This is a genomic window from Streptomyces venezuelae (assembly GCF_008642335.1).
In the GTDB taxonomy this organism is placed as follows: Bacteria; Actinomycetota; Actinomycetes; order Streptomycetales; family Streptomycetaceae; genus Streptomyces; species Streptomyces venezuelae_F.
Genome location: NZ_CP029191.1, coordinates 6560047 through 6573041, shown reverse-complemented (window position 1 = coordinate 6573041; position 12995 = coordinate 6560047). Strand labels below are relative to the sequence as shown.

Sequence of the window (12995 nt, the reverse complement as noted above, 5' to 3'; positions counted from 1 at the left end):
GCAGACGACCGACCACAGAAGCAGCCCGAGGGATCAGAGGAGAAGTGACGTGAGCAAGTCGAGCGACTGGACGCCCCACGTGGTGACGCCGGAGACGGCGGGGGTGCCCGCGGACCACGAAGGTCTGCTGGCGGCGATCAGCGACACCGCGCGGACGGCCGACCTGCTCCTCGCGAAGAAGGCCCTGGTCTACCGCGGCTTCGGCACGTCCAAGGAGCAGGTCGACTCGGCGCTCGACCTGCTCCTGCCCAACCGCCTCGCCTACGTGCACGGCAACTCGCCCCGCACGAAGGTCGGCAGCAACGTCTACACCTCGACCGAGTACCCGTCCGAGTTCACCATCTCCATGCACAACGAGCTGTCCTACGCCCGCAAGTGGCCGTCCCGGCTCGCCTTCTACTGCGAGCGGCAGCCGGCGACCGGCGGCGCGACGCCCATCGTCGACGGCACCGTGTGGCTCGGCTCCCTCGACGAGGAGGTCAGGGCGGCCTTCAGCAAGGGCATCCGCTACACGCAGAACCTGCAGAGCGGGGCGGGCTTCGGCAAGAGCTGGCAGGACACGTTCGAGACGTCCGACAAGGACGAGGTGGAGGCGCACCTCGCCGACGCCGACGTGTCCTGGGAGTGGAAGGCGGACGGCGGTCTCCGCGTCACACAGGTGCGCCCGGCCACCGTGCGGCATCCGGTGACGGGCGACGAGGTCTGGTTCAACCAGTTCGACCAGTGGCACCTCGCCGGTCTCGACGCCGACACCGCGATGATGCTCTCCGAGCTGATGCCGGAGGACGAGCTGCCGCAGTCGGTGACGTTCGCCGACGGCAGCCCCATCCCCGACGCGTACGTGGCGCACGTGCGGGACAACGGTCTCGACGCCGCCGTGGACGTCGACTGGTACGACGGCGACCTGCTGCTGATCGACAACGTGGCCGTCGCGCACGGCCGCCGCCCGTACACCGGACCGCGCCGCGTCCTGGTGGCCATGTCCGGGTGACCCGAACCCGACGACCCGAGCCGCTGTCATGACATGAGGGGAACGCAAGAACACATGGTGCCGTTGTCGTATGCGCAGCGTCGGTTGTGGTTCCTGTACCGGTACGAGGGTCCGAGTGCGACCTACAACGTGCCGGTGGTGCTGCGCCTGTCCGGCGCACTGGACGTCGACGCGCTGCGTGCCGCGCTGCACGACGTGGTGGCGCGGCACGAAGCGCTGCGCACGGTCTTCCCGGACGTCGACGGCCGGCCGTACCAGGACATCCGCCCGGCCGACGAGGCGCGGCCGGTCCTCGACGTCGCGTCGGTCGCCGAGACGGAGCTGACCGGCGCGATGGACGCCGCGCTGCGGTACGCGTTCGACCTGGCGACCGAACTGCCCTTGCGCGCCTCGCTGTTCACGGTCGAGGACGCCGTGGACGAGCATGTGCTCGCCCTCGTGATCCACCACATCGCCGGTGACGGCTGGTCGATGGGGCCGCTGATCCGCGACCTGAGCACCGCCTACGCGGCCCGTCGCACCGGGGGCGCGCCGTCGTGGGAGCCGCTGCCGGTCCAGTACGCCGACTACACGCTGTGGCAGCACGAGCTCCTCGGCGAGGCCGACGACCCCGACAGTCTGCTGTCCGCTCAGCTGAACCACTGGAAGGGCGCGCTGGCCGGGCTGCCCGAGCGCATCGAGCTGCCCACCGACCACCCCTACCCGGAACAGGCGGGGGCCGAGGGCGGTGCGGTCCCGGTGCGCATCGACGCCGGACTGCACCAGGACCTGGTCGAGCTGGCGCGGTCGCGGCAGACCACCGTGTTCATGGTGCTGCAGGCCGCGCTCGGCGTACTCCTGCACCGGCTCGGCGCGGGCACGGACATCCCCATCGGGACGCCCGTCGCGGGGCGCGGCGAGGAGGAGCTCGACGACCTGGTCGGCTTCTTCGTGAACACGTTGGTGCTGCGCACCGACCTGTCCGGCGACCCGACCTTCACCGAACTCCTCGACCGCGTCCGCGAGACCGACCTCGACGCCTACGCCCACCAGGACGTCCCCTTCGAAAGCCTGGTGGAGGCCCTCAACCCCACCCGGTCCCTCGCCCACCACCCGCTCTTCCAGGTCATGCTGGCCTTCAACAACACCCCGCGCGCGGCGGTGGAGTTCGGCGGGATCGAGGCGTCCCCGCAGGCCGTGCGTCTCCAGTCCGCCCGGATGGAGTTGTCCGTCAGCTTCGCCGAGCAACACGACGGCGACGGGGCCGCCGACGGGATCAGCGGTGTGATCTCGTACCGCACCGACCTGTTCGACCACGCCACGGTCACCGCCCTCGCCGGGCGGCTCGTCCGCGTGCTTGAGAGCTGTGTCGCCGCACCGGAGCGGCGCGTGTCGTCGTTCGACGTGCTGTCGGACGACGAGCGGCGCCGGGTGCTCGGGGAGTGGAACGACACGGCCACGCCGGAGCTCGCCGGTACGGCCGCCGAGCTGTTCCAGGAGCGTGCGCTGGCCGTGCCCGAGGTGAGCGCGCTCGTCGCCGACGGCGTCCCCGTGTCGTACGCGGACCTCAACGCCCGCGCCAACCGGTTGGCGCGGCTCCTCGTCGAGCGGGGTGTGGGCCCCGAGGACATCGTGGCCCTGGCGATCCCCCGCTCCCCCGAGCTGATCACCGCCCTCCTCGCGGTGCTGAAGGCGGGCGCCGCCTATCTGCCGCTGGACACCACCTACCCGGTCGACCGCATCCGCTTCATGCTGCGGGACGCCCGCCCTGGCCTCGTCCTGGCCCATGCCGGTGCCCGCGGCCTCCTGTCGGAGCAGGACGGCACGGACGTCGTCGTCCTCGACGACCCCGCGGTGCGGGAGCACCTGGCGGGCCTGGACGCGTCCGACCTCACCGACGCCGACCGCGTGTGCGCCCTGGACGTCGCCCACCCGGCGTACGTCATCTACACCTCCGGGTCGTCCGGCACCCCCAAGGGTGTGACCGTGCCGCACCGGGGACTCGCCAACTTCGCGCTCGCGCAGGCCGAGCAGTGGGGCATCGGTGTCGGCTCGCGGGTGCTGCAGTTCCTGTCGCCGAGCTTCGACGCCGCCGCGTCCGAGTTCTTCACGGCGCTGCTCACGGGCGGCACGCTTATGCTCGCCGACGCGGACCGGCTCACGCCGGGACCCGACCTCATCGAGCTGCTGCGCACCGAGGAGATCACGCACTGCACGCTGGTGCCGTCGGTGCTGCGGGTGCTCTCCGAGAAGACGCTGCCGGGCTCGCTGACGCTGATCGTCGGCGGTGAGGCCTGCGGTCCCGAGATCGTGGAGCGCTGGTCCGCGGGCCGCAAGATGTTCAACGCGTACGGGCCGACGGAGATCACGGTCTGCGCGACGCTGAGCGAGGCGCTGTCGGGCGCGGTGGTGCCGCCGATCGGCCGGCCGATCGCGAACGTACGGACGTACGTCCTGGACGGGGGCCTGTCCCCCGTGCCGCCCGGTGTGCCCGGTGAGCTGTACGTGGCAGGGGCCGGGGTCGCGCGCGGCTACCTGGACCGGCCGGGCATGACCGCGGAACGGTTCGTCGCGGATCCGTACGGGCCCGCCGGGTCGCGCATGTACCGCACCGGGGACCTCGTGCGGTGGAACCGCGACGGCACGCTGCAGTTCCTGGGCCGCGCGGACGACCAGGTGAAACTGCGCGGCTTCCGCATCGAACTGGGCGAGATCGACGCCGCGTTGACCGCCTGCCACGGTGTCCGGGCCGCCGCCGCCGTCATCCGGGAGGACCGGCCGGGCGACCGCCGTCTGGTCGGCTACCTCGTGGCCGACGACGGGGCCGATGTCGACGTCGAGCGGGTGAAGAAGGCCGTGGGCGCGCGGCTGCCCGAGTACATGGTGCCGACGGCCCTGGTGCTCATGGACACGCTGCCCCTGAGCGCGCACGGAAAGCTGGACCACCGGGCGCTGCCCGTGCCCGACTACGCCCGCGCCACCCCCGCCCGAGCCCCCGGCACCGAGCGGGAACGGACCATCGCCGCACTCTTCGCCGACGTCCTCGGGCTCGACGCCGACCAGGTCGGCGTCGACGACGGCTTCTTCGCCCTCGGCGGCGACAGCATCAGCTCCATCGTCCTGGTCACCCGCGCCCGCGAACGCGGCCTCGACCTCACCCCGCGCGACGTCTTCAAGGACCAGACGCCCGGGGCGCTGGCCCGCAGGGCGCGGCCGGTCGAGGGGAACGGCGGGCCCGGCACGGGCAACGCCCACGCCGATCGCGCCGATCGCTCCGATCGTGCCGGAGTGGGCGAGGTGCCGCTGACGCCCGTCATGCACTGGCTCCTCGAACCCGGCCACCCCTTCGACGAGTTCAACCAGTCCGTCTTCGTGCAGGTGCCCGCGGGCATCGACCGCGGTCGGCTCGGCGCCGTGCTGCAGGCGCTCGTCGACCACCACGACGTGCTGCGGGCGCGGCTCGTGCGGCGGGACGAGACGCACCCTGTGCTGGTGGTCCCGCCGGCCGGGACGGTGCCGGTCGAGCCGCACCTCGTCCAGGTGGTCACCGCCGGCCTCGACGACGAGCGGCGGCGTGAACTCCTCGTACGGCACGCGGAAGAGGCACGCGCACGGCTCGCCCCGCACGACGGCGTCATGCTGCAGGCCGTCTGGTTCGACAACGGACCCGAGGAGCCGGGACGACTCCTGCTGACGATCCATCACCTGGTGATCGACGGCGTCTCCTGGCGGATCCTGCTGCCCGACCTCGCCCTCGCGGGCACGGCCGTACTCGCGGGGCGCGCACCCGAGTTGGCGCCGGTCGGCACATCGTTCCGGCAGTGGGCGCACCGGCTCACCGAGCTGGCCCACGAGCCGCGGACCACGGCGACGCTGCCGCAGTGGACCGAGATGCTGTCCGCGCCCGAACCACGCCTCGGAACGGGTGTGGACGGGGACACGGGCGGCGGGGACCGTTCCGCGCGCGGCACCGCCGGCACGCTGGCCTCGCTGCGCGTGACCGTACCGGCCGGGCTGACCGGGGCGCTCCTGGCCGGCGCGCCCGCCACCCTGCACGCCACGACCAACGAAGTGCTCCTGACCGGGCTCGCGGTCGCCCTCGCCGCCTGGCGCGACGACCCCCGGCACACGGGCACGCTCGTCGACCTGGAGGGCCACGGCCGCCAGGACGACCTCGCCGGGGCCGACACCACCCGCACGGTCGGCTGGTTCACCGGCATGGCGCCGGTGCGCCTCGACCCGGGCGCCGTACCGGCCGCCGAGCTGCGGACCGGCGGGCCCGCGGTCGGCCGCGCGCTCCAGCGGGTCAAGGAGCAGCTGCGGGCCGTGCCCGACAACGGGTTCGCGTACGGACTGCTGCGCCACCTCAACCCGGAGACGGCCCCCGCCCTCGCCCGGCTCGCCGAGCCGCAGGTCTCCTTCAACTACCTCGGCCGGTTCGCGGTACCGGCCCCCGGCGCCGACACCTCGGCCGCGGACTGGCAGCAGGTCCCCGGCAGCCCCTCGCTCGGCGGCCTCGACCCGCGGATGCGGGCCCCGCACCCGCTGATGATCAACGCGGTCACCGTGGACTCCGCCGACGGCTCCGAGCTGAGCGCGACCTTCAAGTGGCCCGAGGCGCTGTTCCCGCGCCACCGTGTCCAGGAGCTCGCCGACGCCTGGCTGGCCGCTCTCGCCGCGCTCGGCGCCCACGCCCAGGGCTCCGCGCCCGCCGGTCGCACCCCCAGCGACCTCGACCTCGTCGACCTCACCCAACAGCAGATCGCCCGCCTGGAGCAGTGTTACCCGGAGCTGGCCGACGTCTGGCCGCTGTCCCCGCTGCAGGAGGGCATGCTCTTCCACGCCCTGGCCGACGGCGCGGAACCCGACGCCCACGACGTCTACACCGTCCAGATGGCGCTCCGCCTCGACGGCCCCGTGGACGGCGCGTCCCTGCGGGCGGCGGCACAGCGCATGCTGGAACGCCACCCGAACCTGCGTGCCGCGTTCCACCACGAGGGCCTGGACCGGCCGGTCCAGATCATCGAGAACGGCACGCGGCTGCCGTGGCAGGACGTGGACTTCAGCGACCGTGCCGATGCCGCCGAAGCCGAAGGAATCCTGGACGCGTTCCTCAGCGAGGAGCGGGCGCGACGCTTCGACCTGACCCGGCCGCCGCTGATGCGGTTCGCGCTGGTGCGTCTCGGCGAGGACCGGCACTGCCTGGTCATCACCCAGCATCACATCCTCACCGACGGCTGGTCGTCGAGCCTCCACATCAACGAACTCCTCGCCCTGTACCGGCTGTACGCGGCCGGGGGCGACGACTCCGCCCTGCCGAGGACGACGCCCTACCGCGACTACCTGTCCTGGCTCGTGGAGCGCGACCGGACCGCCGCGCACGACGCGTGGGCCGAGGCGCTGGCGGGGGCCGAACCGACGTACGCGGCATCGGCCGCCACGTCCTCGGCCGCCCCGGGGTCCGTGTCCCTGTCGGAGCGGCTGGTGTCCCACCTGGACGCGGCCACGACGACGGCGCTCGAGGCGCAGGCCCGCCGATCCGGCGTGACCCTCAACACGCTGGTGCAGTGCGCGTGGGGGGTGCTGCTCGGCCGGATGACCGGTCAGGACGACGTGGTCTTCGGCGCGGTGGTGTCGGGACGCTCGCCGGAGATCCCCGGCGTCGAGGGCATGATCGGCCTGTTCATCAACACGGTGCCGGTCCGCGTGCGACTGGACTCCCAGGACACGTGGGCGGGTCTGGCGGGACGCGTCCAGGAGGAGCAGGGCGCGTTGCTGCCGCACCAGCACGTGTCCCTGACGGAGATCCAGCGGGTGGCCGGGGCGGGTGGTTCGGGCGGTGTGGGCGGGCTCTTCGACACCGTCGTCGCCTTCGAGAACTATCTGTCGCCCCGCACGGCGCACTCCGCCGACGGGGACGGGGACGGGGACGGGGAAGGTGGCCTGCGGGTCACCGGAGCCACGGGTTACGACGGCGCCCACTACCCCCTGACCCTCGTCGTCGTCCCCGGCCCCGAACTGCGGCTGCGCCTCGACCACCGCACCGACAGCTACACCTCCTCGGACGCGGACGCCGTCCTCGGCCGTCTCGTGCGGATCCTGACGGCGATGGCGGAGGACGCGGGGCAGCGGGTCGGAGCGGTGGAACTGCTCTCGGCCGACGAACGCGGGAGCGTTCTGGACGGATGGGCTTCCGGGCCGGTCGTGGAGGTACCGGAGGAAACGGCGCCCGCCATGTTCGCGGCGCGGGTCGCCCAAGCCCCGGACGCCCCGGCGGTGGTGGCGGCCGACGGCAGCAGTGCTTACTCGTACGCCGAGCTGGACGCACGGGCGGACCGGCTCGCACGCCTGCTGGTCGACCGGGGCGTGGGCCCGGAGCAGGTGGTCGCGCTCGCACTGCCCCGGTCACCGGAACTCGTCGTCGCCGTCCTCGCCGTGTGGAAGGCCGGAGCCGCCTACCTGCCGATCGACACCGGCTACCCGGTGGACCGGATCCGCTTCATGGTCGAAGACGCCCGACCGACGCTCGTCCTGACCGATGCGACGACCACCGCCCTGTGGACACAGGACACGGCAGTCGTACGCCTCGACGAGCCCTCCCTACAGGCGGAGTTGGCGGCACTGGACACCACGAATCCGGCCGCGAGCGTCCCCGCCCCTGAACATCCCGCCTACGTCATCTACACCTCCGGCTCGACCGGCACCCCCAAGGGCGTCGTCGTCACGCACGAAGGCCTGGTGAACCTGGTCGCGTCCTCCGCACCCCACCTCGGTCTCGGCCCCGGCAGCCGCGTCCTCCAGTTCGCCTCCCCCAGCTTCGACGCCGCCACCTGGGACTGGAGCCTGGCCCTGCTGACCGGCGCCGCCCTGGTCGTGGCCGACACCCACGAACTCGCCCCCGGCACCCCACTCGCCCGCCTCGTGAACACCGCAGGCGTCACGTACTGCATGGTGCCGCCCTCCGCCCTGAGCATCCTCGACCTGACACAGGTCCCCGAGACCATGACCGTCGTCGTGGGCGGCGAGGCCTGCCCACCCGACACCGCCGAACGCTGGTCCGCAGGACGCAAGCTGTTCAACGCGTACGGGCCCACCGAAGCCACCGTCTGTGCAACCCTGAGCGACCCACTGTCCGGCGCCGGGGTACCGCCGATCGGACGCCCCGTCGGCAACGTACGCACGTACGTCCTCGACGAGAGCCTGCGTCCTGTGCCGCCCGGCATGCCCGGTGAGCTGTACGTGGCCGGAGCGGGCGTCGCACGCGGCTACCTGAACCGGCCCGGCCTCACCGCGGAACGTTTCGTCGCCGACCCTTACGGGCCCGCCGGATCACGCATGTACCGCACCGGCGACCTCGCCTCCTGGAACGACGACGGCACCCTCCGCTACCTCGGCCGCACCGACGACCAGGTCAAACTGCGTGGCTTCCGCATCGAGCTCGGCGAGGTCGAGGCGGCACTGTCCGCCGGCCCCGGCGTCACCGCTGCCGCTGCCCTCATCCGCGAGGACCGCCCCGGCGACCGCCGCCTCGTCGGCTACGTCGTCGCCGGTCAGAGCCCGGACGTCGACCAGGTGAAGCAAGCCGTCACCGCCCGTCTGCCCGAGCACATGGTCCCGTCCGCCGTGGTGGTCCTGGACGCCCTTCCGCTCATGCCGAACGGGAAGCTGGACCGCAAGGCGCTGCCCGCACCCGACTACAGCGGCACATCCGCGCCCTCCCGCGCCCCGCGCGACGCACGCGAGGAAATCCTGGCCGGACTCTTCACCGAAGTCCTCGGCCTCGACCGGATCGGCGTCGACGACAACTTCTTCGACCTAGGCGGACACTCCCTCCTCGCCATGCGCCTCACCGGCCGCGTCCGCGCGGTGATGGGCGTGGACCTGGCGATACGCGACCTGTTCGCGGCGCCGACGGTCGCCGCCCTCGCCCGTACGGTCGACGTACCGGCGAATTCGGCCGTACGCCCCGTTCTGGCGCCCGCCGCGCGTCCGGAGCGGACGCCTCTGTCCTTCGCGCAGCGCCGGCTGTGGTTCCTGTACCGGCTTGACGGGCCGAGCCCGACGTACAACGTGCCGGTCGTGCTGCGACTTTCCGGCGCCCTGGACACAAAGGCTTTGCTCGCCGCGCTGGGCGACGTGGTCGGGCGGCACGAGGCGCTGCGCACCGTCTTCCCGGACGTCGACGGGCAGCCGTACCAGGACATCCGCCCGGCCGCCGACGCGCGGCCGGTGGTGGACGTCGAGACGGTGAGCGAGGCGGAACTGGCCGGTGCCGTGAACCGTGCGGTGCGCCATCCCTTCGACCTCGCATCCGAACTGCCGCTCCGTGCCGCGTTGTTCACGGTCGAGGACGTTGCGGACGAGCACGTGCTCGCACTCGTGATCCATCACATCGCCGGCGACGGCTGGTCCATGGGGCCGCTGACCCGCGACCTGAGCACCGCCTACGCCGCCCGGTGCGCGGGCGAAAGACCGGTGTGGGAGCCGCTGCCGGTCCAGTACGCCGACTACACGCGGTGGCAGCACGAACTCCTCGGCGAAGCCGATGACCCCGACAGCGTCTTGTCCGGACAACTCGGCTACTGGACAGATGCGTTGGCCGGACTCCCCGACCGCATCGACCTGCCCACCGACCACCCCTACCCGGATCAGGCGGGAGCCGAGGGCGGGGTGGTCCCGGTACGCATCGACGCCGAACTGCACCAGGGCCTCTCGGACCTCGCACGGTCGCGGCAGACCACCGTGTTCATGGTGCTGCAGGCCGCGCTCGGCGTACTCCTGCACCGGCTCGGCGCGGGCACGGACATCCCCATCGGGACGCCGGTCGCAGGGCGCGGCGAGGAAGAACTCGACGACCTCGTCGGCTTCTTCGTGAACACTCTCGTCCTGCGCACCGACCTGTCCGGCGACCCCACCTTCACCGAACTCCTCGACCGCGTCCGCGAAGCCGACCTCAACGCCTACGCCCACCAGGACGTCCCCTTCGAAGGCCTCGTTGAGGCCCTCAACCCCACCCGGTCCCTCGCCCACCACCCGCTCTTCCAGGTCATGCTGGCCTTCAACAACACCCCCCGTGCCGACCTGAAGTTCGGTGGGCTCGACGCCTCCGTGCGGCCCGCGGACTTCCACGCGGCGCGCACGGACCTGGCGCTGAGCCTGGCCGAACGGCACGGCGAGGACGGTTCCCCCGACGGAATCCTCGGCTCCCTCACGTACCGCACCGACCTGTTCGAGCAGCGCACGACGGCCGCGCTGGTGGAACGGCTGCTGCGCGTGCTGCGTACCGTCGTCGCCGATCCCGGCCGGGGCGTCGCCACCGTCGACGTCCTGACCGAGGACGAACGGCACCGGGTCCTCGAGGAGTGGAACGACACGGTCACCACGGTGCCGGCCGCCACCGTGCCCGAGCTGTTCCAGGCGCGGGCCGCCGCCATGCCCGACGCCGTCGCCCTCGTCGCCCACGGCACGCACCTCACGTACGGCGAACTCAACGCCCGCGCCAACCGGTTGGCGCACCTCCTGGCCGAGCACGGCGTCGGCCCCGAGCACATCGTCGGCCTCACCCTGCCACGGTCGCCCGAGCTGGTCATCGCGCTGCTCGCCGTGCTCAAGGCGGGCGCCGCCTACCTGCCCATCGACACCGCCTACCCGGCGGACCGCATCCGCCACATGATCCGGGACGCCCGCCCCACCCTCGTCCTGACCGAGGCGAGCACCACCGGCCTGTGGCCCGAGGGCACTCCGACCGTCCTCCTCGACGATCCCGCCCTCCAGGAGCGGACGGCCTCCCTGGACCCCGGCGACCCGGCCACGGCGCCCGACCCCGCCCACCCCGCCTACGTCATCTACACCTCCGGCTCCACCGGCACCCCCAAGGGCGTCACCGTCCCGCACCGCGGCCTCGCCAACTTCATGGACGACATGCGGGGCCGGGTCGGGGGCCGGGAGGGCGATCGGTTCCTTTCCGTGACGACGGTCGCGTTCGACATCGCCGGGCTCGAGATCTACCTGCCGCTCCTGTGCGGTGCCGGGGTCGTACTGCCCGACGCGACCGTGGCGGGCGATCCGTCGGCCATGGTCCGGCTGATCGCCGACGCCGAGGTCACCGTCGTGCAGGCGACGCCCTCGCTGTGGCGGGAGCTGGCGGCCGCGCCCGGCGCCTCGGACCTCGACCTGCGCCGGGTGCTGGTGGGCGGCGAGGCCGTCCCTGCGGCTCTGGCGGAGACCCTTCGCGGGCTCGGCCGGGCGGTGACGAACGTGTACGGGCCCACCGAGACCACCATCTGGTCGACGGCTGCCGAGCTGAGCGGCGGCGGTGGCGGTCGCGGTGACGAGGGCGGTGACGGTGGCGGAACCGCTCCGTCCATCGGCCGTCCGATCTCCAACACACGGGTGTACGTCCTGGACGCCTCCCTGCGCCCGGTCCCGCCCGGCGTCGCGGGCGAGCTGTACATCGCGGGGGCCGGACTCGCGCGGGGCTATCTGAACCGGCCCGGACTCACCGCCGGACGCTTCGTCGCCGACCCCCACGGTCCGGCCGGGACACGCATGTACCGCACGGGCGACCTGGCGGCCTGGAACCACGACGGCACCCTGCGCTACCTCGGACGCACCGACGACCAGGTGAAGCTGCGCGGCCACCGCATCGAACTCGGCGAGGTCGAGGCCGCGTTGACCGCGGACCCTGCCGTCGTCGCCGCCGCCGTCGTCATCCGAGAGGACCGGCCCGGCGACCACCGCCTGGCGGGCTACGTGGTGCCCGAGGATGGGACACCGTTCGACGCGGACGGCCTCCAGGACCGGCTCCGTCGCGCCCTCCCCGCGTACATGGTCCCCACCGCCCTCGTCCCCCTCGACGCCCTCCCCCTGACCCCCAACGGGAAACTGGACCGCAAGGCACTTCCCGCCCCCGACCACACCGGCGACACGGCCGCCCCCGGCCGCGCCCCCGCCACCCCGCACGAGCGGATCATCGCCGGCCTCTTCGCCGAGGTGCTCGGCGTGGACGTCGGCCGGATCGGCGGCGACACGAGTTTCTTCGCCCTCGGCGGGCACTCCCTGCTCGCCATGCGTCTCATCGGGCGGATCCGTGCCGCCCTCGGCGCGCAGCTGCGGCCCAGGGACTTCTTCGAGGCGCCCACCGTCGCCGGGCTCGCCGAGCGGGTGCACGGGGCGGAGAGGGCACAGGGCGACGTCCTGCTGCCGCTGCACGTGGAAGGGGACCGCGCGCCCGTCTTCTGCGTCCACCCCGCCGGCGGGCACAGCTGGGGCTACTACCACCTCAAGGACCATCTGCCACCCGGCCACCCGCTGTACGGCCTCCAGGCCCGCACGCTGCTGCAGGGCGCCGAGCCCCCGGCCACGCTCGCGGCGATGGCGGCGGACTACGTGGAGCAGCTGAGGTCCGTGCGGCCCGGTGGGCCGTACCACCTCGTCGGCTGGTCGTTCGGCGGTCTCGTCGCCTTCGAGATGGCGACGCAGCTCCAGGAGCAGGGCGAGGAGGTCGCGCTCCTCGCGCTCCTGGACGCCTTTCCCGCCGCGGCGAAGGACGGCGACGAGCCGGTGCCCGCGGACGAGGACAGCATGCTGCGGATGATCGCCGCCAACGCCGGTTACGACCCGGCCGCCATCACGACCGTCGGCGCCGACGAGCCGCTCACACCGGCCGCGTTGAGCGCGTTCTTCCGGCAGGTCGGCGCGGTGATGGCCAACCTGACGGCGGACGACCTGCGGACGTTCGCGCACACGCTGCGGCACAACGCGGGCATCGGCGCCGCGTTCACGCCCGGCACGTACCGGGGCGACCTGCTCGTACTGACCGCCGGGCTGGGGCGCGACGGGGCCCCGACCGTCCCCGGCAAGGGACGGGACGCCTGGACGCCCCACGTCACCGGACGGGTCGACGAGCACCACGTCCCGTGCAGTCACGACGACATGCTGCTGCCGGACGTCCTGAAGCCCGTGGGCGAGATCCTCTCCCGCGCCCTCCAGAACCACACACCCTGACCAAGTCCCCCTTAAGGAG

The 12995-nt window shown here is 72.9% G+C and carries 2 protein-coding genes; both read left to right on the top strand.

Annotated features, from left to right (window positions below; all coding sequences use genetic code 11):
• Window positions 1-49: 49 nt before the first annotated feature.
• On the top strand, window positions 50-991 hold the full coding sequence (locus tag DEJ49_RS29425; protein WP_150186905.1) for a TauD/TfdA family dioxygenase: 942 nt from the start codon (window positions 50-52) through the stop codon (window positions 989-991).
• A 33-nt stretch (window positions 992-1024) separates the two neighbouring features.
• Entirely contained in the window at window positions 1025-12976 is an 11952-nt protein-coding gene (locus DEJ49_RS29420; RefSeq protein WP_150186904.1) for an amino acid adenylation domain-containing protein, read from the top strand.
• Window positions 12977-12995 lie beyond the last annotated feature (19 nt).

Coding starts and splice junctions, on each gene's coding strand:
- DEJ49_RS29420 (WP_150186904.1), top strand. CDS start 1,025: ATGAGGGGAACGCAAGAACACATGGTGCCGTTGTCGTATGCGCAGCGT.